The sequence below is a fragment of the Halomonas sp. 3A7M genome (genome assembly GCF_014897875.1).
Classification (GTDB): Bacteria; Pseudomonadota; Gammaproteobacteria; order Pseudomonadales; family Halomonadaceae; genus Vreelandella.
Genome location: NZ_JABUZD010000069.1, coordinates 15900 through 39947, shown reverse-complemented (window position 1 = coordinate 39947; position 24048 = coordinate 15900). Strand labels below are relative to the sequence as shown.

Genomic DNA, 24048 nt, shown 5'->3' with positions numbered 1-24048 from the left:
GTTTTCGCCTTAAATCCAGTACGGTTTATTTCTATACTATTGATTCAGGTTACAAATTACCTTGCTCCCCGATACGTCTAAGGATGAAGACAATGAAAAAAGTGCGTGCTTATCTCTCAAGCTTACTGATCGCTGCGTTAGTCATTACCAGCCTACCTGTTGCCGCTGCGCCCACAGCCCCGCAGAGTATGGACGCTACCTCTACAGACTTAGTCTCTACCCAATCTGTTTTAGCAGGCGACCGCGCAGGTGCTGACCGCGAGCGTATCAATGAAATTCTCGCCCGTGCAGATGTGCAAGAAGAGCTGCTCAAGCAGGGTGTCGATCTAGATGACGTTGAAGCCCGCGTTGCCGCACTAAGCGATGCAGAAGCGCAGCAAATGGCCGAACAACTCGAACAGCTGCCCGCCGGCGCCGGCGTGATTGGCGCCCTGTTTGCGGTATTCGTTATCCTACTAGTGACAGACATTCTCGGCCTGACCGATGTTTATCCGTTCACTCGCTGATTTGACTGCCATGATGAAACACCTTTTAAACGCCCGCTTTGCGGGCGTTTTACTGCTTGCCCTACTGCTGCCCACTCTGCTTAGCGGCTGCGCCAGAAGCCCGGTGCTGCTAGAAAGCACTAAAGCTAGCCTAGCACCGCAAACTGAGCTGACCGAAGTACCGTTTTACGCCCAGACGGCGTATCAGTGTGGCCCAGCAACACTGGCAATGGTGCTCAATCACCAGGGGGTAGATGCAGGGCTTGAGCAGTTAATCCCACAGGTATTTCTGCCTGGGCGAGAAGGTAGCGTTCAGCCTGAAATGCTAGCCACTGTGCGCCGTTATAAGCAGTTGGCGATTCCCGTTCGTGGCACCATGGATGCATTGCTCGGCCATTTGGAAGCAGGTGACCCTGTAGTGGTGATGCAAAACCTCGCCTTGCCAGCTTTCCCGATGTGGCACTACGCGGTGGCCATTGGTTTTGATTTACCTAATCAAACGCTGATTTTACGTAGTGGCGAAATCGAACGACATACGATGTCGTTTAGCCGCTTTGATGCCACCTGGGCACGCAGTGAGCGCTGGGGGTTTGTGGTTAGCGAACCAGGAAGCCTGCCCGAAGGCGTTACCGCCCGCAATGCACTGGAAGCCATTAGCGCTTACGAGGAGCAGCATGGGCCTGTAGCAACACTTTCCAGTTGGCAAGCCTTTGTAGAACGCTTCCCTGCCAATCCGCTAGGTCAATTTGCACTTGGCAATGCGCTATACGCCGATCAACAACCTCAAGCAGCGCTAGAAGCCTTCGAATCAGCCACACAGCTTGACCCTGCCATGGGCGCTGCATGGCTCAATGTCGCCATAATCAGGCTTCAGCAGGAAAATAGCGAGGGTGCGCGGGAAGCACTCACTCAGGCTGCCGCCTTAGACGGTGACTGGCAACCACGCGCTCAGCAACTGCTGGATGGTTTGTGAGGCGTGAATATGGGGGACATAGCCCCCCTACTTAAAACATTTTAAAACACTCGGTTTAAGCCATTTTGCGCCGCCACCCGGTACGCTTCGGCCATGGTGGGGTAATTGAAGGTCGTATTGATGAAGTACTTCACCGTATTCGCATCCCCTTCCTGCTGCATAATGGCTTGGCCGATGTGTAGAATTTCCGACGCTTGGTCACCAAAGCAATGGATACCCAGAATCTCCAGCGTGTCTTGGTGGAACAAAATCTTCAGCATTCCCACTGTATCGCCGGTGATTTGCGCACGAGCAGTATCTTTAAAGAATGCCTTACCCACTTCGTAGGGCACTTTGGCTTCGGTCAGCTCACGCTCGTTGGGGCCGAAAGAGCTGATTTCAGGAATAGTGTAGATCCCGGTGGGGACATCACTAACAAAGCGATACTCTTTTTCCAGTAGCTCGTTACAGGAGTTTAATCCCTGGTCGTAGGCAGCACTGGCAAGACTCGGCCAACCAATCACATCGCCTGCAGCGTAAATATGCGGAATCGCGGTGCGGTAGTGCTCATCAACGCTAAGCTGGCCTCGACCGTTTGCCTCTAAGCCAATATTCTCAAGTCCAAGGCTATCGGTATTACCGGTACGGCCATTCGCCCAAAGAAATGCATCGGCGCGAATCTTCTTGCCCGACTTCAGATTTACGGTTACGCCGGCTTCATCACCTTCGACACTTTTATAGTCTTCGTTATGGCGGATCAGCACACCGTGTTTACGCAGATGGTAGGAAAGCGCATCACTGATCTCATCATCCAAAAATGACAGCAGGCTATCGCGGTTGTTGATTAAATCAACCTTAACACCAAGACCCGAAAAGATAGAGGCGTACTCGCAACCGATAACACCTGCCCCAAAGATCACCAGTGTCCGCGGGGTATGGGAAAGGCTGAGGATCGTATCAGAGCAGTAAATACGTGGATGACGAAAGTTAATATCCGCCGGACGATAAGGCCGAGAGCCGGTAGAAATAACAATTTTCTTGGCTACCAGCTCTTCCACGCCTTCCTGCCGGTCTCGCACCACCACGGTATGCTCATCTTTAAAACGCGCCACTCCATGAAACAGATCAATGCGGTTGCGCGCGTAAAACGTTGTGCGCATTTCGACCTGTTTATCGATGGTGCCACGCGAGCGCTCCATCACTTTAGGGAAAGAAAACCAGCGGGGTTCACCGATATCGCGGAACATGCGGTTGGTATTGAACGCCATGATCTGTTTGACCTGATGGCGCAGCGCTTTTGAAGGGATCGTGCCCCAATGGGTGCAGTTACCCCCCACCTGGGCCTGCTTTTCAATAATCGCCACTCGCTTGCCATGCTTTGCGGCGTTAATAGCAGCGCTTTCCCCAGCGGGGCCAGTACCTATCACCACAACATCGTAATTGTGAACGGCCATACGACTTGGATCTCCTTATTCCTGACTTAAAAGCGCTCTCAACAATGGCATTTACATAAACGCTCGCGGTAAGCGAGCGTCTGAGCAGCCAGTGGCTAGATTAACGACGCGTTGCGTCATAACCTAGGTCAGCTCCACGGCTTTCATCGCTACGCCGACGTACACTTCCACGCTTGCGGTTTTCTTCTTCGCAAACCTCATCTTTACCGCCGCAGATGTCACAGCCTTCTTTTAGGCCTAACTGATTTAATCCGCCACAGGAACCCGCAATAGGTTTGCGGCCCATTAAGACGCCAACGGCCATTGCCGTCATTACCAGTGCCATAAAACCAAATACCAGTAGCCAGATTGTCATGTTCACCTCCCAGCATTACATTAACTGCTCACCTGCCGACAACGGTCATGTCGTTAAGTGCCGTAGAATTTTAATGCCTATTGTACCTCAGCCACTTCAAAATGATCAGGCAACTCATCGTTTTTCAACCATTCACATACAAACGGGGCTGACCAAAAGGCCAGCCCCGCTCATGCCCGAAGGCAACTTACACAATCACGTTGTTAACCGCCGAAGTCATCCAGCAGGATGTTTTCCGGCTCCACGCCCATATCGAGCAATAGCTTGATAACAGACGCGTTCATCATGGGCGGCCCACACATGTAGTACTCACAATCTTCCGGAGCTGGGTGGTCCTTCAGATAGTTTTCGTACAATACGTTGTGGATGAAGCCTGTCGGCCCTTCCCAATTATCTTCTGGCTGCGGATCAGAAAGCGCCAAGTGCCACTTAAAGTTCGGGAACTCTTCGGCTAGCTGATCATACTCTTCGTTGTAGAAGGTCTCACGCCAAGAGCGCGCACCGTACCAGAAAGTAATTTTACGATCTGACTTCAAGCGTTTGAGCTGATCGAAAATGTGGCTACGCATTGGCGCCATACCCGCACCACCACCAACAAAGATCATTTCGGCATCAGTGTCTTTGGCAAAGAACTCGCCAAACGGCCCCATAACGGTCACTTTGTCGCCCGGCTTCAAATTGAAGACGTAGGTCGACATAAGGCCCGGCGGGTGGCTTGTACCCGGAGGCGGCGTCGCGATACGAATATTGAACTTGAGGAGGCCTTTTTCATCCGGGTAGTTAGCCATAGAGTAAGCGCGGATAACTTCCTCGTTATTCTTATGGGAAACTTTGAACATATCAAATTTTTCCCAATCGCCACGATACTCTTCTTCGATGTCAAAATCGGAGAACTTAATATCGTAAGGCGGCGCTACCAGCTGTACATAACCACCGGCACGGAAGGCAACTTCCTCACCTTCGGGCAGCTTCAGGTTCAACTCTTTAATGAAGGTCGCAACGTTGGGGTTCGCGGTAACTTCACACTCCCACTTCTTAACGCCGAAGACTTCTTCAGGCACTTCTACTTTCATGTCCTGCTTCACAGGAACCTGACAAGACAGACGCCAGCCTTCTTTCTTCTCACGCATAGTGAAGTGAGATTCTTCCGTCGGCAAAATGGAGCCGCCGCCCTCTTCTACTCGGCACTTACACTGGGCGCAAGAACCGCCGCCACCACAGGCAGAGGAAAGAAAGATTCCGTTTGCAGCTAAGGTGTTAAGAAGCTTACCACCAGCCTGAGTCTGCAGGGTGTGCTCGGGGTCGCCGTTGACTTCAATCGTCACGTCCCCGCTACTCACTAGCTTGCTGCGCGCTGCCAGAATGATCGCCGTTAAGCTAATAACGATGACCGTGAACATGACAACACCGAGCAAGATGACAGATGTATCAACCATGTCGGTTTCCTATTGCTGAAGGTTTTCTGTACCTCGGCAGCCTGAGCTGCCGAGAAAACCGGCTCCGATTAAAGCTGAATGCCTGAGAAGGACATGAAGCCCAACGACATTAAGCCAACGGTAATAAACGTGATGCCAAGACCCTGAAGACCGCCAGGCACGTCGCTATACTTCAGCTTTTCACGGATACCAGCCAACGCTGTAATCGCAAGCGCCCAGCCAACACCAGAACCGAAACCGTAGATTACGGATTCACCGAAGTTGTAGTTACGCTCAACCATGAACAGTACGCCACCTAGGATGGCGCAGTTAACGGTAATCAGCGGCAGGAATACGCCCAGCGCGTTGTATAGCGCAGGAACATATTTATCGAGGAACATTTCCAGAATCTGAACCAGTGCGGCAATAACGCCGATGTAGCTCAGAAGACCCAGGAATGAAAGATCGATGTTTTCAGCACCGCTTATGCCAGTCCAAGACAAAGCGCCTTCAGCCAGCAGCAGGTTGAACACTAGATTGTTGACCGGAACCGAGATTGTCAGTACGACAATAACGGCAATCCCGAGGCCAAATGCAGCGGAAACCTTCTTAGATACCGCCAGGAATGTACACATCCCTAAGAAGAAGGCCAGCGCCAAGTTTTCAACAAAAACCGAAGCAACGAAAAGGCTTAGATAGTGTTCCATGTTACACGGCCTCCTTCGGCTTGGTGTTGTGCTTCATTTTGAACTCGTTCTCTTCTACCTGCTCAGGATTGACTGAACGTAAAACCCAGATCAGCAAACCGATAATAAAGAAGGCAGAGGGCGGCAGGAGCAGCAGACCATTGGGCACATACCAACCACCATTTTGCACTGTTGGTAGGACGGTAAAGCCAAAGATACTGCCAGCACCCAGCAACTCACGGAAGAAGCCAACGATCATTAGGATTAAGCCGTAGCCCAAGCCGTTACCGATACCGTCAAGGAACGACATGCTCGGCGTATTGGACATCGCAAAACCTTCCGCACGGCCCATTACGATACAGTTGGTGATGATCAGGCCCACAAAGACTGACAGCTGCTTAGACATTTCGTAAGCGTAAGCTTTGAGGATCTGGTCAACCACAATAACCAGCGACGCAATAATGGTCATTTGAACAATGATACGGATCGAAGACGGAATATGGTTCCGGATCAACGATACGAACAAGTTCGAAAAGGCCGTTACAAAAGTAACCGCTAGCGCCATTACCAGCGATACACTCATGCTGGTCGTAACCGCTAGAGCAGAACAGATCCCCAAAATTTGTAGTGCAATGGGGTTGTTCTTAAAAATCGGCGCCGTTAAAACGCTTTTTGCATTTACATCCGCCATGATCAAGCCCCCTCAACGTCGTCGAAGTCGGTATCGGTGTCTTCGGCATCTTCTGGTTCAGTACCACTACGGAAGTTGGCCAAATACGGAGCGAAAGCCTCTTCGCTGAACCAGAACTGCAGCATGTTGGTCACGCCGTTACTGGTTAGCGTTGCACCAGAAAGCGCATCAACTTCGTACTCGTTGCTTGCGCCGCCTTTGGTCAGGTGGATTTCCGGTGAGAGGTCGCCCTCTTCATCGTAAATCTTCTTACCTTCCCATTGAGCTTGCCAACGCGGATTATTTACCTCAGCACCGAGACCAGGCGTTTCGCTATGGTCGTAGTAAGTGATACTGACGATGGTGTTACCGTCGCCTTCAACCGCGAGGAAGCCCATCATGCGGCCCCAGAGTCCTTGACCACGAATGGGCAGAACAATCTGCTCGGGGTTTTCAGCATCACCGACAAGATAAACAGTCGCGAAGTTTTCAACACGAGACAGACCTGCAATGTCGCGATCACCGGATAGCGTACGACCCGTTGCAGGATCACTCGAGGCTTCGAAACCATCGAAGGTAGCTGGGTCGAATTGATCGGTGTACTCACCGGTATCCAGCTCAACTACACGTGCGGTAATTTGCGTGCTGAACGCTTCCTCAACATCCATGCCCGGCTCATAGAGACCCGCCACGTTAAGAATGTTGGTTTTACGATCCAATTCCTGGTTGAGCTGCTGCATAGGTCGCAGCGCAACGGCAGCCGTCGAAACGATTACCGAGCACACGATACACAGCGAAAACGCTACGGTTAGGATCTTTTTGATGGAGTTGTTACCTTGTGCCATTAGGCATTCTCCTCGGCCGCTACGCCAGTCCGCTTGAGACGGCGTTTAATATTGGCCTGGACGAACATGTGGTCAATCAGCGGCGCAAATAAGTTAGCGAACAGAATGGCCAGCATGATGCCCTCAGGAAAGGCGGGGTTTACCACACGGATCAGGACGGTCATCACACCGATCAACGCACCAAACACCAAGCGCCCCTGGTTAGTCATGGAAGCAGACACCGGGTCCGTTGCCATAAACACCATGCCGAAAGCGAAGCCACCAATCACCAAATGCCAGTACCAGGGCATTGCAAACATGGGGTTGCTGTCAGAACCAATCAGATTAAACAGCGTACTGGTGGCGATCATGCCCAGAAGAACACCCAGCATGATTCGCCATGATGCAATACGCGTCCACAGCAGTACTGCCGCACCAATGAAGATCGCCAGTGTCGAGACCTCACCCACTGAACCAGGGATAAAGCCAAGGAAAGCATCCCACCAGCTCATGGTATCAGTCAGCGCAGTCATACCGTCTTGGAACGCCATGGAGAGCGCAGTTGCACCAGTATAGCCATCTGCGGCGACCCATACGGCATCCCCTGAGATTTGCGCTGGATAGGCGAAGTAAAGGAACGCACGGCCAGTAAGCGCGGGGTTCAAGAAGTTTTTACCCGTGCCGCCGAAGATCTCTTTACCGATTACCACACCAAAGGTGATACCCAGAGCAACCTGCCAAAGCGGAATAGTCGCCGGCAGAATCAGCGCAAACAGTACCGACGTTACGAAGAAACCTTCGTTAACCTCATGACCACGTTTGATTGCGAACAGTACTTCCCAAAAACCACCCACCACAAACGTGACAAGATAGATCGGCAAGAAGTAGGTCGCACCGAGGACAAAGTTAGCCCATAAGCTGCTGGGGTCATGTCCACCCGCCAGGGTCATCATGATCGCTTCACGCCATCCGTTCATTGATGCATAGCCTGCATCAATAGCGGTGTTGGCCTGCCAGCCAGCGTTCCACATACCGAAGAACATCGCCGGGAAAGTACACAGCCAAACGGTGATCATGATGCGCTTTAGATCGATACCGTCACGCACGTGGGCGGTGGTTTTTGCAACACTGGGGGGCGAGTAGAAAATAGTATCTACCGCTTCGTAGAGCGGGTAGAACTTTTCGTACTTACCACCTTTATGGAAGTGCGGCTCGAGATTATCGAGTGTTTGTCGAATACCCATCATCAGGCCTCTTTCTCGATCATGGTGAGATTGTCACGCAGGATAGGGCCGTACTCGTATTTGCCTGGGCAAACATAGGTACACAGTGCCAAATCCTCTTCGTCTAACTCAAGACACCCAAGTTGCATGGCAACTTCAATGTCACCCACGATCAGCGTGCGCAGCAGCTGTGTTGGCATAACATCCAGAGGCATAATGGCTTCATACGCACCGATCGGCACCATGGCACGTTCAGAGCCATTGGTTGACGTGGTTGGTGCATAATTGCTCAGGCCTTTAATCTTAGAAATGTAAATGCCCATGACTGAGTGCCGATTAGCGCCCGTAGACATCCATCCCAAGAAGGTGCGCTTGTTACCTTCCTCGAGCAAACTTACTTGGTTATGGAAACGCCCCAAGTAAGTCAGACTCCCTTCAGCAGAGGCACCAGAGAACACAGAACCTGAAATAACACGGGTGTCATCGGGTTTGATGACCTCACCTGCTAAGAGCTCCTCCGTACTGGCACCAATACGGGTGCGCAATAAACGAGGATTTTCAGCACGCGGGCCGCCGACAGCAATGATACGGCTCGTATCAAGTTTGCCTTCTACAAACAGCTTGCCGAACGCAATCACATCCTGATAACCGATGTGCCACACTTTTTTGTGCAGGGCTACCGGTGAAAGATAATGAATATGCGTTCCTACCAAACCTGCCGGATGCGGGCCAGCAAAGCTCTCAGTCTTTACGCCGCTGACATTACCACCAGGAATGGAAGCATTAGCACCCGTACACAGAAAAACGTTGCCCTCGGTCAGGCGGGTTAGCACCTTGAGGCCGTCTTCAAATGCTTGGGAGTTTTCGTTGATCACTACCGCAGGGTCAGCGCTAAGTGGATGAGTATCCACAGCAGTAACAAAAATATCGGTAGGTGTGCTGTCGATAGCTGGCGTGCGAGAGAAAGGCCGGGTGCGCAAAGCAGTCCAAAGCCCTGACTCAACCAGTTGATCAACAACAGATTGACGTTCAAGCTGCCCTAAAGCGTCACGATCATGAGAAGCAAATGTCATCGCTTCTTCATTTTCATCGACTTTAATAACGACAGACAGCAGACGTCTCTTTTCGCCACGGTTAATAGCAACTACTTCACCGCTGGCGGGCGCTGTAAAGCGTACACCATCAATTTTCTTATCGGTGAAGAGTAATTGGCCCAGTTTGACCTTATCCCCTTCCTGAACTTCCATCGTCGGCTTCATGCCAACGTAGTCGGTGCCCAGGATTGCCACGTGGCGCACAGGCCGCGCATCTTCAATACGCTGCTCGGGCGCTCCCGTGATGGGGAGATCCAGGCCTTTTTTGACTTCGATCATAGTCTCGCCCAGTTGATGGATCGGATATACGAAGGTAAGGGGTTCGAATGCTTATTTCTGTTCAGTAAATTTTTATTGTCTGTTCAGATTGTTACCAGTCAGGCTCAAGCACGCTTGAACCACCCCGAAAAATCCATCGTATTATAAAGATAAGCGCGGCCAATGACCACATCCCTGACAGCCTCCTAAAGTGCTATAGACGCTTGAGCTGATCTCGCTTTCAACACCAAAAAAGCCACCCGGAGGTGGCTTTTGGTACAACTTAGCGGTTAAAAGCGCATTAACTGCTGCTTAAACGCCATTAATGCTCAAACGGCTTAATGCGGCAGCTTCAAAAACTTCACATTAGACATATGCTGAAGAATACGAATAACTTGGCAGCTATAGCCAAATTCATTGTCATACCACACATAAACGACGGCGTGGTTACCGTTTGCGATGGTGGCTTTAGCATCGACAATACCCGCATGACGATTGCCAACAAAGTCAGACGATACAACTTCTGCTGAATCAACGAAGTCAATCTGCTTCTGGTAGGAGGAATCAATCGATACGCGACGCAGGTAATCGTTCAACGCCTCTGCATCAGTGCCCTTTTCCAAGGTTAAATTCAAAATAGCCATAGAAACATTGGGCGTAGGAACGCGAATGGCGTTACCTGTGAGCTTACCTTCAAGTTCAGGTAGCGCTTTTGCGACCGCTTTTGCTGCACCTGTTTCGGTCAATACCATATTCAGCGCCGCACTACGTCCACGACGGTCGCCTTTGTGGTAATTGTCGATTAGGTTTTGGTCGTTGGTGTAGGCGTGCACGGTCTCTACATGCCCCGTCACTACGCCATATTCATCATTTAGCGCTTTTAGCACTGGCACAATGGCGTTGGTAGTACAGGACGCTGCCGACACAATACGGTCATTATCGCCAATCGTTTCATGATTAATGCCGAATACGATATTTTTGATATCGCCTTTGCCGGGAGCCGTTAACAATGCTTTCTTAGCACCCTTGCACTCAAGATGCTGACCCAAGCCAGCCTCGTCGCGCCAGATACCGGTGTTATCAACAATCACAGCGTTGTCAATACCGTAGGCAGTGTAATCAATTTCACTCGGTGAATCGGCGTAAATAACCTGAATCACATTACCATTGACAATCAGTGTACGCGCTTCAACGTCGACGGTAATCGTGCCATCGAAAGGCCCATGTACCGAATCACGACGCAGTAGGCTGGCACGCTTCTCAAGGTCTTTTGCCACATCGCCGCGGCCACGCACAACAATGGCCCGCAAGCGCAACAGATTACCGCCGCCCGCTTTTTCGACCATTACTCGCGCCAGCAAACGACCAATACGGCCAAAGCCGTAAAGCACTACATCTTGAGGCTCGCCTTTACTGCCATTCGGCTGAAAGCCATCAATAATTTCAGCAAGCTCTTCACGCAGGAAAGCATCAAGATCACTACCACCCTGGCGCTTAAAGTTAACGGCCAGCTTACCAACGTCAACATGAGCAGGCCCGAGGTTCATCTCGCTCATCGCTTTTACGATGGGGAACGTATCTTCAACAGATAGCTCAGTGCCTTCAATTTTGCGTACAAAGCGGTGATCTTTGAGGATGCGAATGACTGACCGCTTAATCAGGGAGCGACCGAACATAGTGGCGACAACATTGTTTTGGCGATACAGCTGGCCCACCAGTGGAATCATTTGCTCAGCCAGAGCTTCGTTGCTTTGCCATTCCTGAAAAACGTTTTCGAGAGCTTGCTGACTCACGTGCGGCCTCATTGGGTAGTGAAAAGAAATTTCTTAGAACATTATCCTGGGCTTACCAACATGCCGCAATGAATGGATAGTCGCACAACATGTAGGGGTATTACAGAAAAAGCGGATTGACTACAAACCACAATAGTGTATCGAAACCACAAGGCTTACTTAACTACTAGTGGTTGCTTTGCGCAGGCCTCTGCCTGAAAGTACTGATCGTGTATGATCCAGATTCCGTTTCAGCGCAAAACGATACCGTGACTATGTCCTCTTTTTCTCTGCTCGAACCGCCCCAGCCCAAAGGGATTCGCGACACGCTCTACCTAACAGCGCCGCCGGGCAGTGCAACTGCCCTGGCGCTGGCTCAGGTCGCGTTAAGCGCACCATTATTGGTTATTACGCCGAATACTGCCAGCGCACAGCGCCTGGAACAGGATCTGGCATTCTATAGCAATGTTCCCGTCCTGCCTTTTCCAGATTGGGAAACGCTGCCTTATGACAGCTTCTCCCCGCACCAGGATATTATCTCGTCACGCCTACGCACGCTGCGCTTACTGCAGGATGGCGTACGCGGCATTGTGCTGGTGCCAATCAATACGCTGATGCAGCGCTTGCCCCCCGTATCATACATCGCTGGGCGCGTGATGACGCTAAAAGCGGGCGCCAAACTAAATCGGGAAACATTTCGCGAATCGCTATCGCGGGCAGGTTATCGTGCCGTAGAAACGGTCTACGAGCCTGGCGAATACGCCATGCGCGGCGCAATCATCGACCTTTTCGCCATGGGTATGGATGAGCCAATTCGTATCGATTTGTTTGATGACGAAATCGATACATTACGCCATTTCGACCCTGGCAATCAGCGCTCTACCCATAAAGTCGATGTGATTGAGCTACTCCCAGCTCATGAGTACTCACTCAGCCGCAGCGCCACTGCTTGCTTCCGGGAACAGTTTGAAACGCTTTTTGATGTTGATCCGCGCCAGTGCCCTCTCTATAACGACGCACTGAAAGCCATCCCCTCCCCGGGCTTGGAACAATATTTGCCACTGTTCTTCGACGAAACCGCTTCTTTATTTGAGCACGTTACCGATGACACCCGTGTAGCACTGTTGCCAGGTGTATTCGAAGCAGCTGAGCAACACTGGCAGTCTATTGAATCACGCTACGAGAATTTGGGTGTTGACCCAACACGCCCCCTTTTACCACCGCTTCGCGCGTTCATTCCCGTTAATGACGTTTTTTCGGCGATCAAAGCTCGCCCCCGAATCGAACTAACCGAAGACAACACGCAACGCCATGCCCTGGCGCCGAAAGCCCAAGCGCTACCCTCGCTGGCAATTAACGCTCGCGCCAAGCAACCCCTTAACGAACTGGCTACCTTTCTGGATGCGCAGCAAGCTACGCGGGTACTGTTTGTTGCCGAGTCACGGGGACGCAGAGAAGCGTTAGAAGAAGTGTTGGCGCCGCTCAAATTAAGCCTGCCCCATATTGATAGCTTCCAAGACTTTTTAAGCAGCCCTGACCGCATAGCCATTACTGAAAGCTTGGTAGGCAGCGGCTTGTGGCTTACCGAACCGAATGTCGCGGTGATCAGCGAGACCGAACTCTTTGGCGATGTCGTGCGCCAGAGCCGGCGGCGAGAAAAAGCCACCGACGACAACGAATTGGCCGTGCGCCATTTATCTGAGTTACGAGAAGGCGCACCAGTTGTTCACCAAGCACATGGCGTCGGCCGCTACTTGGGGTTGGAAACCCTTGAAGCTGGCGGTCAAGCTAACGAATTCCTGGCGCTTTCATATGCCGACGGTGCCAAGCTCTATGTCCCGGTCGATAGCCTGCATCTTATTTCTCGCTATAGCGGCGCTGATGACGAACTCGCTCCGCTGCATCGGTTAGGCTCAGATCAGTGGGAAAAGGCACGCCGTAAAGCGGCTGAGAAAATCCGCGACACTGCCGCTGAGCTACTCGACATCTACGCCCGGCGGGAGGCTCAGAAAGGCTTCATTTATGATACGCCGGGCGATGAATACGTTCGCTTCTCTGCCAGCTTCCCATTTGAAGAAACCCCTGACCAGCAGGCAGCCATTGAAGCAGTTATAAGCGACATGATCTCTCCTCAGCCAATGGATCGCGTCGTTTGTGGCGATGTAGGCTTTGGCAAGACCGAAGTCGCCATGCGCGCTGCATTCCTGGCCGTTCAAACTGGTCGCCAAGTAGTGGTGCTTGTGCCCACCACGCTGTTAGCTCGCCAGCACTTTGAAAACTTCCGCGACCGCTTTGCCGACACCGCTGTGAATATTAGTCTTATTTCACGCTTCACAGGCGGCAAGGAAATGACGCAAACCTTGGAAAGCATCAAAAATGGCCAAACCGACATCGTAATCGGCACCCATAAGCTGCTGTCTAAAAGCGTTGAGCTGCCCAAAATGGGGCTTTTAATCATCGACGAAGAGCACCGCTTTGGGGTCGCACAGAAAGAGAAACTCAAAACGCTGCGCGCCGAAGTCGACATTCTGACGCTAACGGCAACACCGATTCCGCGCACCTTGAATATGGCCATGAGCGGTATCCGAGATCTTTCGATTATTGCCACCCCACCAGCACGGCGCTTATCGGTCAAAACGTTTGTGCAACAGCGAGACAGCAGCGTCATTAAAGAAGCCCTGCTACGTGAAATATTACGCGGCGGACAAGTCTACTTTTTGCACAATGAAGTCAAAACGATTGAAAATGCTGCCGAACAGATTCGCGAACTGGTGCCAGAGGCACGGGTTGCTGTTGCTCACGGCCAATTACCCGAGCGCAGCCTTGAGCGAGTCATGTCAGACTTCTATCATCGTCGCTTCAATGTACTGGTGTGCTCTACCATTATCGAAACGGGCATTGACGTGCCCAGCGCCAACACGATTCTGATTGAGCGCGCCGATAAGTTTGGCTTGGCCCAGCTACACCAACTGCGTGGCCGCGTTGGACGCAGCCACCACCAAGCATATGCTTACCTACTAACGCCGCCCCCCAAGGCAATGACACGAGATGCCGTAAAGCGCCTGGAAGCGATTAGCGCCTCTGATGATCTCGGTGCTGGTTTCACCTTAGCAAGTCACGACATGGAGATACGTGGCGCAGGCGAGCTCCTGGGCGACGAGCAGAGCGGCCAAATGGAAACCATCGGCTACACGCTTTACATGGAAATGCTGGATCGCGCGGTGAAGGCTATTCGTGCGGGCAAAACGCCTAATATTGACGCCCCCTTCAACACCGGTGTCGAGATTAGTCTCAATCTGCCAGCATTGATTCCAGATGACTATATTCACGACGTACAACAGCGCCTGGTGATGTATAAACGTATCGCCAACACCCAGAGCGACGCTGAGCTTAAGGAGCTACAAGTCGAGCTTATTGATCGCTTTGGACTCCTTCCTCAGCCCTTGAAGAACCTGATACGCCAGACTAGGCTTCGCCACCGCGCTGAACAACTAGGTGTCGCGCGCATTGAAGCCGGTGAAAACCGTGGACGAGTACTTTTCAACGGCTCTACCCAGGTCGATCCATTAACACTTGTGACACTCATTCAAAAATCGCCACAGCACTACCGACTGGATGGCTCAGACACTTTACGGTTTGAATTCCCAATGGAAACTACCGAACAGCGTTTTGATAAAGTCGAAGCTCTGCTTACAACACTCAATCAAAAAGTAGCGGCGGCGTGAACCTTGGGGCAAACTTGTATGAAAGCCCTACGCACGGCCCTCTAACTGCCGCCCATGACAATGCTAGTTTGCAGCAATGTGGCGCATAAATTAATTAGGAACCACCATGAACATTCGTAAGCTATATAACGCCTGGGGCCCAACGAGCTTAGCTGTCTTACTTACAGCAAGCCTCTCTACCCCTATTTATGCACAGCCCTCAGCCGATACAGCTGAAGGCTCAGCCCCTGCTACAGAAGAGGCGCTTACCAGCGCTGACCAGCTCGCTGAGCAAAGAGAACTACCCCGCGGCCATTTTCGTCTTCCTGAAGAAGGCGACATTATTGGAGAACACTACACCGTCGTCGTAGAAGATCCTGAAGACACACTCATCGATATCGCGCGACGCCATAACATTGGCTACGAAGAAATTCGTATGGCCAACCCAGGCGTCAGCATGTGGGTACCTGGGGAAGGCACAGAAATCGTTATACCTGCGCGCTATATTTTACCGCCTGCACCCCGCGAAGGCGTGGTCGTAAATTTGTCTGAACTGCGACTCTATTATTATCCGGCTGACAACCCCGGCATTGTTGAAACCTACCCTGTCAGTGTTGGCCGTGAGGAATTTGCCACACCGGTCGGCATTACCCGCACGACCGTAAAGGTAAAAGATCCTGCCTGGGCGCCGCCAGCCTCTATGCGTCGTGAAGCAGCTGCACGTGGCGAGCCAGCCCCGTCTATTGTGCCTGCTGGCCCCAACAACCCACTGGGTCGTCACGCTATATTGCTGGCGATGCCTAGCTACCTGATTCATGGTACCAACCGCCCTGAAGGCGTGGGCATGCGGGTCAGCCGCGGCTGCATCCGCATGTTCCCCGAAGATATCAAATCGCTCTACGAGCGCATGCCTACCGGCACTCAAGTCAACTTGATGGATGCACCGTTTAAAGCAGGCTGGGCAGCGGACGGCACACTGTTTGTGCAGTCTTACCCTCAGCTTGAAGAAAACGTTGGCGATTTTGAGCCACTGCTTAATGCCATCGAACGAGTAAGCGAACTGGCTGAAGACCAAGCAGAAGTTGACTATGCCCAGGTAAAACTAGCTGTAGAAAATCCGGATGGTCGCCTTATAGCGCTGTATGGCCCTCAAGCACCAGCACCAGCCCCTGCTGAAGAAGAGCCTGTGGAGCTTGATGGATTATTCGAAGAAATTGAGCTCACAACAGCGACACAAGCCGAGGAAGAGGCATAACCTTAGTCAAAATAAAAAAACCCCGCCGAGGCGGGGTTTTTTTACATCTACAGCAACCCTAAGTTTTAACACTTAGAGCCCAGGCAGAATTACTTCTGCATGGAACGCTGGAACATGCGGTTCATTTCTTCACGGTTCTGCTGAGACATCTGCAGAGCAGCTTGCGCATCGCGCTGAGCTTGGTTAGCAGTGTTCATTGCTTGTGAAGCCATGCTGCGTGCCTCTGCGGCATCAGCCTGTGCAGATTCAGCAGTCATGCGAACTTCTTCCAGGGCGCTGGTAGAAGCACAGCCAGCCAGGATTGCCAGTGAAGCGGCAGCGGCAGTCATCTTCAGAGCAGTCTTCAGAGTCATAATGTTCTCCTTGAGTCTTCCTTGGGTACAACGTTAAGGGTATGACAAATTTAAGGCTAAAGCGTTAGCTCAATTTTGTCTACCTGCGGTGCAGGTTCTTTACAGCGACTTGTACCATGGCATTACACCAATGCACGCAAGTCAAACGCTGTTTTATAATAGACCACAGCGGTTGTCTATAGCCACGTATTTAAAACCTTTAACTTCCTTCAACAGCATAGCCTATCGGATCACTACGCGAGTGCCAACACCTACCAGCGACGCAACGCGCTCAATTTGCTCGTTGGTGACAGCAACACAACCCTGAGTCCAATGGAACCGGCCATGAATATCTGGATCACCCTCACCAATACCATGTATACCAATGGCACCGCCTAATGCCGTATTCTGCGGTGGTGAGCCGTGGCGCTGATAGTGATCAAAATAAGCATCATAATCCGCTTGGGAGTAAATGCCTTTTTCGAGCGCCATCCTCGCATGAGGTGGCGTAGGATAATCGATACCAATAAAGATATGCCACTGACTTTCGTAATTAAATCGATTAATTCGAAACTCGCCGAGCGGTGTCACGTTATCACCGCGAACCCGCTGGGTTTTCGCCCCACCTCGCCCAAGGGATATGGGCGCGTAGTGCTCAACCAACGCATTACCACGGTAGACACTCAACGTGGCGTCTTTATCATCAATTAACACCCATAGTTCATTGCTGTGACGCGGGATACTCGCACGCGAAAGCAGCGTCTCAACCAGATCTGTGGGCTCATAATTATTTAAGCTACCGGAAGTCGCTGCACTGGCCACAGCAGGCCAGCCCAGCGCCAACGCTAAAAAACGGCGACGGTTTACAGGCATCATTATCGTTCTCTATATAGGCCAGCATCACCAGCCAACAAAGCATTTGTGGCGGTTGTTATACCTTATTCTCACACCAAATGTCAGTGCTTTCAAAAAGCCAAATAACAAGCCAGCGCGCCAATATGGCAACCGCGCCCTTATTAAACGGTAGCTAAATCACTTCAAATACCCGCCTAGAGATCTTCGAATTCTTGCATACTCGCTACTAGCTTACGCGCTTCAGCATGATGTCCCTCTGCCAAAGCGTTAAAAAAAGTTTCCTCTGGCTCTATTTTTGCCCGTGATGCACGGTGCTCATAGAGGTCCTGCAGCTTGCGATGCGACTCAACCGCTACGCGAGTTAGTTCATCAATTGAGTCTGCTATCGTTTGTTGCGCAAGCGCCTCAAGCACTGGAGGCTGAGGAAAGTCATTAGGATCATCAAACCATATTTCCAACACTTCTTTATGATTAAAGCCATCACTAAAAAGCGCCTCTAGCCCAGTCTTCATCCGGAGCTCGCTGTCGGCTAAATACGTTAACGCCATGGCAAGACGTTGATGGTCACTTGAATCGGCTGCGGCACGATACTGGCGCGCCATGCGCCCATGATAATCCGCGGCCCATTCAACGAAGTCTTTGACTTGGTTATAGCGCATCTATATCTCCTCTTGCGACTCACTCTCTCTAGGCAATACGTTTGACGTTATAATTACCACTCTTGGCTAGTTTCACGTAGCGCTGCAATGTCACGTTTTGCAGCATGAAGGTTAGTTAACAGCTGCTCAGCAACACTCACTTGGCTGCCGACAGCGATCATTGAGGGGTTCTGCACTGCGCGTTTACTAGCCCCCTCGTCACTGTGCAGTTTCTCAATTTGCCCTACCAGCCAGTGCAACCAGCTATCCGGCTGCTGCAACATATCTCTTAAGCGCTGCAGCTCAGCAACGGCAGGCCCCTTCTCATTAAGGAGCACTTGCCAGCCATGTTCGTTAAGACGCGCATGCTCGGTCACTTCTTTGAGCAGCGAGTTTAATGCCAGCTCAAAGAGCGCCAAGGCGCTCTCTTCAATCGCCATTTGACGAGCTTGAGTATGTTCGTCATTACCTGTTGGAAGGCCAACCAAAAGCTCAGCTTGATAAAGCAGTTGGTTGGTACGAGAACGTGGGCTCACTTGCGCTTATCCTCCACGTGCCATTTACCCGCCTCAAACGTGGCTTTCCAGCCGGTTGCTTTGCCTTCTTCATCGGTCATCACGTACTGCTCTTTATTTTTCCGTGAATAGCGAATTTGCGCAGGACGGCCATCCGGGTCTTCGCTGGGCGCCTTTAAGATAAAGTGATACTTTTCCGGTAGTTCGTCGGCGTGGGCTTTTAACTCTTTTACCAGCGGTGGACGAGTTTCACGGTTTTTAGGGAACTTGCTGGCCGCTAAGAACAAGCCGCTGGCACCATCGCGCAGTACGTAGTGATCCTCTACCTTTTGGCAGGCCAGTTCCGGCATCGGAATGGGGTCCATCTTGGGCGGTGCCACTTCACCACTACGAAGCAACTTGCGGGTGTTTTTACACTCGCTGTTGGTGCAGCCGAAATATTTGCCAAATCGACCTGACTTAAGCTGCATCTCAGAACCACACTTATCGCATTCGATAATGGGGCCGTCGTAGCCTTTGATTTTGAACTTGCCCGCTTCCACCTCATAACCATCACAATCAGGGCTATTGCCGCAAATATGCAGTTTGCGGCCCTCATCGATGAGATAGTTATCCATGGCCGTTCCGCACTTCTGGCAACGACGCTTGGCACGGAGTGCGTTGGTTTCTGCTTCTTCGCCTGCATCTTCGGCAACAGCTTCTTCACCAGGAATTAAATCAATGGTGGTTTTACAGCGCTCTTTGGGCGGCAAGTTATAACCACTGCAACCCAAGAACACACCGGTAGAAGCCGTCCGAATTTGCATTTTGCGACCGCAACTTGGGCAGTCAATATCGGTAGGAACCGGCTGATTAGGGCGCATTCCTTCGTCGCTTTCGGCTTTGCTAAGCTCTTGGCTGAATTCGCCATAAAAAGCATCCAGCAAGGCTTGCCAGTTACGCTCACCTTCCGCAACTTCATCCAGGCTATCTTCCATTCGAGCCGTGAACGAATAATCCATCAAATCGGGGAAAGACTCTTTCAGCCGTTCGGTGACAATATCACCCAGCTTTTCGGCGTAGAAGCGGCGATTTTCAAGCTTTACATAGCCACGATCCTGAATCGTGGAAATGATGGCAGCATAGGTAGAAGGACGGCCAATGCCCTGCTTCTCGAGCTCTTTTACTAAGCTGGCTTCCGTATAACGCGGGGCCGGTTTAGTAAAGTGCTGCTGGGGATCAAGCTTTTCAAGCGCCATCGCCGTGCCCTTCGGCAAGTCAGGCAGGCTTTGGTCTTCATTTTTACCCGATGGCTTCATCACCCGCGTGTAACCATCAAACTTGAGCACTCGCCCTTTGGCGCGCAAGTCGTAGCCATCAACCTCAACACTCAGCGTGCTGGAAAGGTACTCAGCAGGCGTCATCTGACAGGCCACAAATTGACGCCAAATCAGCTCGTAGAGACGCTCTGCATCACGCTCCATTCCAGAGAGGTCACTGGCCTTGCGCTCAACGCTAGAGGGCCTGATCGCCTCGTGGGCTTCTTGGGCGCTCTCCTTGCTGCTGTAACGGTTAGCAGAGTCTGGTAAATAGCGTGCTCCGTACTCATCACCAATAAACGAGCGAACACTCTCTACCGCATCCTTTGAAAGATTGGTGGAGTCGGTACGCATATAGGTAATGTAACCGGCCTCATAGAGACGCTGAGCCATGGTCATGGTTTTCTTAACAGAGAACCCTAACCGGCCACTGGCAGCCTGCTGCAATGTTGAGGTAATAAACGGCGCGGTAGGCTTAGAGCTCGTCGGTTTGTCTTCACGGGAGGTAATCGCAAGCTTGGCTTTGCGCAGTTGCTCAATGCGTGCAAGCGTGTCCTTTTCGGAGGTAGGACGGAAGGGCTTACCATCCTGACGCACCAACGCAAATCTAACCAGCTCGCCATCCGGGGAAGCGAGATCTGCATGCACATCCCAAAACTCCTCAGGAATAAACGCACGAATTTCTCGTTCACGCTCAACGATCAGGCGAACCGCGACAGATTGAACACGACCTGCTGATAAGCCCCTGGCAATCTTGGCCCACAGCAACGGTGAAAGCATAAAACCAACAACGCGGTCCAAGAAGCGGCGCGCCTGCTGCGCTTCCACTCGGGGAATATTTAGCGCCCCTGGCGACTTAAACGCATCCTGAATGGCATTTTTGGTTATTTCATTAAATACAACGCGCTTATAGCGACTGTTATCACCACCAATCGTCTCGCGCAAATGCCAGGCAATTGCTTCCCCTTCGCGGTCCAAATCCGTTGCGAGATAAACAGCATCAGCTTTTTCAGCCAGCTTCTTTAATTCAGCGACGACTTTTTCCTTACCCGGGAGCACCTCATAGCGCGCTTCCCAGCCGTTATCCGGGTCGATGCCCATCCGCCGAATTAACTGATCATGGGCCTTACGCTTTTTGTACTCCGCTTTCTCTTCCGCCGACATCTTGCGTGTTGCCGCAGCCTGGCGAGCGCGCTCCTTCGGGTCGGAGGCTGCCTTACCTGAGCCGCTGGTCGGCAGGTCACGGATGTGACCCACGCTCGACTTTACGATGAAATCGTTGCCGAGATACTTATTGATCGTCTTCGCTTTCGCAGGCGACTCGACGATGACCAGTGACTTGCCCATAGTACTCCACTTTCCTAATGCTCAGGCGCTATCGCCCATGCTCTGAATACGTTGTCGCCTGTTGTTACCACTTGACGACCATGAGAAAAATGCGCCTACCCTACCCCAGGCCCGCAACAATCGCCAGTAACAACCGACGCATAAGTAACAAACTAATGCTGAAGCGCAAGGTGTCTATCCGTACTATTTTTCATAATGAAGTAGCTAGACACTAGACTGCCAATACGCAGACGGCAACCCAAAATACGGAAACAAAAAAACGCCCCTGTATCAAAACAGGGGCGTAGACAAACGCTACAACACTTAGCGCTTGCGCGGTGGTTTCCTACGCGACGCCGCTCTTGGCTGAGGCTTGCTTGCTTCTTTAGCTGCATCTGCTGCTACATTATTAGTAGCAGGCACCGTTTCGGTAGATGCGCGTTGGGTAGCCTCCTTTTCCGCCGATACTGTCTCTGTCGACACGCTTTCAGCTTCTGTCACCACGCTTTCAGCTGGAGAGCTTGCAGCGGTTTGCGTATCAATAGCCGCCCCTTGGTCACCTGCTTGCTTAGTGTCAGTAGCGGGTGCGCTCACGGCTTTTGGCTGAGTAGCTTTTGGTTGAGCGGCTTTCGGCGGCCTCGCTTGATCAAATAGCGTCTTCACCTGTTCAAAACGCTCTGCTGCGTGCTCGGATAATTCACCGCTCGCGGCGAACACATGCATAAGGTGCTCAATATATCCGTCGATGTCACTGCTGCTTTGCCCTTTTAACAGCTCAGGCAATGACGATAGCGCTCGCTCACGATCTAATTTCAGGATAAAGAACTGATCGCGCACCAAACGCTTAAATTCACTCAACGTTGAACTAGGCTCTAGCTCAGCACGGGAAGCACGTAACCGTTTGAAATTGCGCTCATCTGTTGCTGGGGCTCCGCCTAACACATAGATAACTGAGCGCATGACTGCTTCGTGAGCGCCACCCTGGGCTATTTTATTGCGCAGCTCATTTTTGCGGTTTTCAACAAAACGCTGATGCTCTGGCTCGGCTCCAGGACGACGACGATGCACATGCGCATCGCCATGCAAACCTACCGCTGCTTGCAATAGAGGCTGTCCGTAAATGTCCATAAACAGCCTTTCCGTCGTGCTATCGCGCAAATCTCGCACGGCATTGAGATTAGCGACGATTTGATCGGAGCACATCGTTTCTAGTGCTTTGAAAACATTATCTTGACCCACTTGCTGACGATTGCTGCGTACCGCTTCAGCCATCACCGGCAGCGGAACTGTCAGCGGATTACGATCAGATAGAAGCTTGTAGCCTAACCGGATAGGATGCATACGACGAATCCAGCGTGCCGCTTCTGGCGTCATCATGGCCTGCACCCAGGGTTGAACGTATAACCGATAGAAACCAAGATTGATCTCAGAAATACGTGCAACCGTTGCAAACCGACGATCATCCTCTGGGATATGCATTACATCCTGATCCAGCTCCTCAAAGTTACGCGATGTGAACTCAAGCAAATAATCACGCTCAAGCAACTCCGCATCATCTCGCTCGCTGGCATGCGAGACCGTTGTCTCATACAGTCCGGGCGGCATAACATCGATATAGTCCATGTTGGCCGTGAACTCAGCATGCTCTTTGCGCGACACACTACCGGAAACAAAAATCCCTAAGTGCCCTGTTGTGTCGTGCATGCAGTACACGATCGTCTGCTCGTTGGCGATGATATCTTCTTCGCCTTCGTATAAATCACGAATCCAACCCAGCGCCTGAGGCGGCGGCGTTATGTCGTCACCACGCGAGCAGAATACGACAACAGGTGAGCGCACATTGCGAAGATCAATACGGCGGCCATCGCGAGTCACTAGCTGAGCCGTCGAGAGACGATTACCAACAAAAAGGTTATCGACAATATATTGGATCTCTTGGCCACCTAAAACAACGTGACCGCCCCACCAGCGCTCGAACTCTAAATAGCGTTTGGATTCGGTATCGATGTTGTCATACAGATGGTACTGCTTTTTCCAGTAGGTATTGGCTGGGTTGAGACGCTCGAAGTTCTGCACTAGCCAAGCACCATCAAACAGACCGTTACCAATGTCACTCGTTAAAGCAGTAATCCAGCTTCCACCGGTCATACCACCGGTATAGCGCATAGGCGCTTTACCGTGTTCCCCAGCCCAGTAAGAAAGCGGCGCACCGGCAATAAGAATCGGACCGAACACATCCGGCTCAAGTGCTGCAGCCATCATTATTTGCCAACCCGCCTGACAGTTCCCCACCACCATTGGTTTTTCAGCTGTTTCTGGGTGCAGAGCGATAACATGACGCAAAAACGCAATTTCCGCTTCTACCACATCCTCAACGGTTTGCCCCGGTTCAGGAAAAGGCAAAAAACCAATAAAATAGCAAGGGTGACCAGCCTTTAGAGCAACCCCAAGCTCGCTATCAGGCTTGAACCCGCCGATACCAGGGCCATGACCTGCCCTGGGGTCCACGACAACAAACGGTCGTTTCTCAGGGTCAATCTGAATATGGCTGGGGGGAAGAACTCTCAGCAGCTCATAATTGGTTGGATGGGGAAGCGTGCGTCCATCCATGAGCACCTCTGTATCAAATCCAAGCACGTTCGGCTTGGTTTGCTCCATATGCTCAAGATATTGATTTCCGCGTTCGCGCATAACATCCCAATACAGGACGCTACGCTCAATACTGTCGCGCCAATAGCCCGCTGCAGCCCGTCCGAATCCGAACGGATCTACCATGCTAGCAAAGGCCTCGCCGACCGGTAATGGAGCCATTTGATCAGACGCTCCTGGCCACAGGCTTTTCAGCGCGCTGCCAGGCAACAAAGGATGAGCGAGAAAGTTCATAAATTCTCCCATTGGGTTGATGCAAAGCATCCGTCCCGAAGCGTTGATGCTGCA

The 24048-nt window shown here is 51.6% G+C and carries 19 protein-coding genes; 4 read left to right on the top strand and 15 right to left on the bottom strand.

Annotated elements, in window-relative coordinates:
- Window positions 1-92 precede the first annotated feature (92 nt).
- Both INT19_RS06185 and INT19_RS06180 read left to right on the top strand, forming a co-directional pair.
- A complete protein-coding gene (locus tag INT19_RS06185) occupies window positions 93-506 on the top strand; it encodes a PA2779 family protein (protein WP_193060139.1) in 414 nt (137 codons plus the stop codon).
- 10 nt (window positions 507-516) lie between these two features.
- A complete protein-coding gene (locus INT19_RS06180; RefSeq protein ID WP_442311553.1) occupies window positions 517-1458 on the top strand; it encodes a PA2778 family cysteine peptidase in 942 nt (313 codons plus the stop codon).
- Between the two features lie 41 nt (window positions 1459-1499).
- Here the strand turns inward: INT19_RS06180 and sthA are convergent, their stop codons facing one another.
- The 9 genes from sthA to INT19_RS06135 all read right to left on the bottom strand — a co-directional run bounded on the left by sthA (window position 1500) and on the right by INT19_RS06135 (window position 11209).
- On the bottom strand, window positions 1500-2891 hold the full coding sequence (gene sthA / locus INT19_RS06175; RefSeq protein ID WP_038483647.1) for a Si-specific NAD(P)(+) transhydrogenase: 1392 nt from the start codon (window positions 2889-2891) through the stop codon (window positions 1500-1502).
- A 100-nt stretch (window positions 2892-2991) separates the two neighbouring features.
- On the bottom strand, window positions 2992-3246 hold the full coding sequence (gene nqrM / locus INT19_RS06170) for a (Na+)-NQR maturation NqrM (RefSeq protein ID WP_009723507.1): 255 nt from the start codon (window positions 3244-3246) through the stop codon (window positions 2992-2994).
- Window positions 3247-3449: 203 nt separating this feature from the next.
- Window positions 3450-4682, bottom strand: coding sequence for an NADH:ubiquinone reductase (Na(+)-transporting) subunit F (gene nqrF, locus INT19_RS06165; protein WP_193060138.1), 1233 nt, complete (start codon window positions 4680-4682; stop codon window positions 3450-3452).
- 68 nt (window positions 4683-4750) lie between these two features.
- Window positions 4751-5368: an NADH:ubiquinone reductase (Na(+)-transporting) subunit E gene (nqrE, locus tag INT19_RS06160; RefSeq protein WP_009723509.1), complete on the bottom strand. Its 618-nt coding sequence runs from the start codon at window positions 5366-5368 to the stop codon at window positions 4751-4753.
- Window position 5369: 1 nt separating this feature from the next.
- Window positions 5370-6038, bottom strand: a complete 669-nt coding sequence (locus tag INT19_RS06155) for an NADH:ubiquinone reductase (Na(+)-transporting) subunit D (protein WP_089038116.1) — start codon at window positions 6036-6038, stop codon at window positions 5370-5372.
- A 2-nt stretch (window positions 6039-6040) separates the two neighbouring features.
- Window positions 6041-6862, bottom strand: a complete 822-nt coding sequence (locus INT19_RS06150) for a Na(+)-translocating NADH-quinone reductase subunit C (protein ID WP_089038115.1) — start codon at window positions 6860-6862, stop codon at window positions 6041-6043.
- The gene (locus INT19_RS06145) at window positions 6862-8088 is read right to left on the bottom strand and encodes an NADH:ubiquinone reductase (Na(+)-transporting) subunit B (RefSeq protein ID WP_193060137.1); all 1227 of its coding nucleotides are present in this window, start codon (window positions 8086-8088) and stop codon (window positions 6862-6864) included. The genes INT19_RS06150 and INT19_RS06145 overlap by 1 nt, the downstream gene beginning before the upstream one ends.
- Window positions 8088-9437 (bottom strand): Na(+)-translocating NADH-quinone reductase subunit A, encoded by a 1350-nt coding sequence (locus tag INT19_RS06140; protein WP_038483635.1) that lies wholly within the window; start codon window positions 9435-9437, stop codon window positions 8088-8090. Before INT19_RS06140 ends, INT19_RS06145 begins: the two co-directional genes overlap by 1 nt.
- A gap of 317 nt (window positions 9438-9754) precedes the next feature.
- On the bottom strand, window positions 9755-11209 hold the full coding sequence (locus tag INT19_RS06135) for a glyceraldehyde-3-phosphate dehydrogenase (protein WP_193060136.1): 1455 nt from the start codon (window positions 11207-11209) through the stop codon (window positions 9755-9757).
- Between the two features lie 254 nt (window positions 11210-11463).
- Here INT19_RS06135 and mfd point away from each other — a divergent pair, with 254 nt between their 5' ends.
- Window positions 11464-14913, top strand: a complete 3450-nt coding sequence (mfd, locus tag INT19_RS06130; RefSeq protein WP_193060135.1) for a transcription-repair coupling factor — start codon at window positions 11464-11466, stop codon at window positions 14911-14913.
- A 106-nt stretch (window positions 14914-15019) separates the two neighbouring features.
- Window positions 15020-16147, top strand: coding sequence for a L,D-transpeptidase family protein (locus INT19_RS06125; RefSeq protein ID WP_193060134.1), 1128 nt, complete (start codon window positions 15020-15022; stop codon window positions 16145-16147).
- An 89-nt stretch (window positions 16148-16236) separates the two neighbouring features.
- Here the strand turns inward: INT19_RS06125 and INT19_RS06120 are convergent, their stop codons facing one another.
- The 6 genes from INT19_RS06120 to INT19_RS06095 all read right to left on the bottom strand — a co-directional run bounded on the left by INT19_RS06120 (window position 16237) and on the right by INT19_RS06095 (window position 23994).
- A complete protein-coding gene (locus INT19_RS06120) occupies window positions 16237-16500 on the bottom strand; it encodes an Lpp/OprI family alanine-zipper lipoprotein (RefSeq protein ID WP_009723517.1) in 264 nt (87 codons plus the stop codon).
- Between the two features lie 222 nt (window positions 16501-16722).
- Window positions 16723-17355 carry a L,D-transpeptidase family protein gene (locus INT19_RS06115; RefSeq protein ID WP_193060133.1) on the bottom strand — a complete coding sequence of 211 codons (633 nt, stop codon included), beginning with the start codon at window positions 17353-17355 and terminating at the stop codon, window positions 16723-16725.
- 173 nt (window positions 17356-17528) lie between these two features.
- Window positions 17529-17993, bottom strand: coding sequence for a 2-hydroxyacyl-CoA dehydratase (locus INT19_RS06110; RefSeq protein WP_193060132.1), 465 nt, complete (start codon window positions 17991-17993; stop codon window positions 17529-17531).
- A 53-nt stretch (window positions 17994-18046) separates the two neighbouring features.
- Complete coding sequence (locus INT19_RS06105; protein WP_193060131.1) at window positions 18047-18508, bottom strand: DUF6586 family protein; 462 nt, start codon at window positions 18506-18508, stop codon at window positions 18047-18049.
- Complete coding sequence (gene topA, locus INT19_RS06100) at window positions 18505-21132, bottom strand: type I DNA topoisomerase (protein ID WP_193060130.1); 2628 nt, start codon at window positions 21130-21132, stop codon at window positions 18505-18507. The genes INT19_RS06105 and topA overlap by 4 nt, the downstream gene beginning before the upstream one ends.
- 303 nt (window positions 21133-21435) lie before the next feature.
- Complete coding sequence (locus tag INT19_RS06095; RefSeq protein WP_193060129.1) at window positions 21436-23994, bottom strand: DUF3141 domain-containing protein; 2559 nt, start codon at window positions 23992-23994, stop codon at window positions 21436-21438.
- Between the last annotated feature and the right edge of the window lie 54 nt (window positions 23995-24048).

Excerpts from the sequence above, each read along its gene's own strand:
- INT19_RS06150 (WP_089038115.1), bottom strand. The coding sequence starts at position 6,862 with ATGGCACAAGGTAACAACTCCATCAAAAAGATCCTAACCGTAGCGTTT.
- mfd (WP_193060135.1), top strand. The coding sequence starts at position 11,464 with ATGTCCTCTTTTTCTCTGCTCGAACCGCCCCAGCCCAAAGGGATTCGC.
- nqrM (WP_009723507.1), bottom strand. The coding sequence starts at position 3,246 with ATGACAATCTGGCTACTGGTATTTGGTTTTATGGCACTGGTAATGACG.
- nqrE (WP_009723509.1), bottom strand. The coding sequence starts at position 5,368 with ATGGAACACTATCTAAGCCTTTTCGTTGCTTCGGTTTTTGTTGAAAAC.
- INT19_RS06120 (WP_009723517.1), bottom strand. The coding sequence starts at position 16,500 with ATGACTCTGAAGACTGCTCTGAAGATGACTGCCGCTGCCGCTTCACTG.
- INT19_RS06095 (WP_193060129.1), bottom strand. The coding sequence starts at position 23,994 with ATGAACTTTCTCGCTCATCCTTTGTTGCCTGGCAGCGCGCTGAAAAGC.
- INT19_RS06185 (WP_193060139.1), top strand. The coding sequence starts at position 93 with ATGAAAAAAGTGCGTGCTTATCTCTCAAGCTTACTGATCGCTGCGTTA.
- INT19_RS06140 (WP_038483635.1), bottom strand. The coding sequence starts at position 9,437 with ATGATCGAAGTCAAAAAAGGCCTGGATCTCCCCATCACGGGAGCGCCC.
- INT19_RS06125 (WP_193060134.1), top strand. The coding sequence starts at position 15,020 with ATGAACATTCGTAAGCTATATAACGCCTGGGGCCCAACGAGCTTAGCT.
- nqrF (WP_193060138.1), bottom strand. The coding sequence starts at position 4,682 with ATGGTTGATACATCTGTCATCTTGCTCGGTGTTGTCATGTTCACGGTC.
- sthA (WP_038483647.1), bottom strand. The coding sequence starts at position 2,891 with ATGGCCGTTCACAATTACGATGTTGTGGTGATAGGTACTGGCCCCGCT.
- topA (WP_193060130.1), bottom strand. The coding sequence starts at position 21,132 with ATGGGCAAGTCACTGGTCATCGTCGAGTCGCCTGCGAAAGCGAAGACG.
- INT19_RS06155 (WP_089038116.1), bottom strand. The coding sequence starts at position 6,038 with ATGGCGGATGTAAATGCAAAAAGCGTTTTAACGGCGCCGATTTTTAAG.
- INT19_RS06115 (WP_193060133.1), bottom strand. The coding sequence starts at position 17,355 with ATGATGCCTGTAAACCGTCGCCGTTTTTTAGCGTTGGCGCTGGGCTGG.
- INT19_RS06110 (WP_193060132.1), bottom strand. The coding sequence starts at position 17,993 with ATGCGCTATAACCAAGTCAAAGACTTCGTTGAATGGGCCGCGGATTAT.
- INT19_RS06145 (WP_193060137.1), bottom strand. The coding sequence starts at position 8,088 with ATGATGGGTATTCGACAAACACTCGATAATCTCGAGCCGCACTTCCAT.
- INT19_RS06180 (WP_442311553.1), top strand. The coding sequence starts at position 517 with ATGATGAAACACCTTTTAAACGCCCGCTTTGCGGGCGTTTTACTGCTT.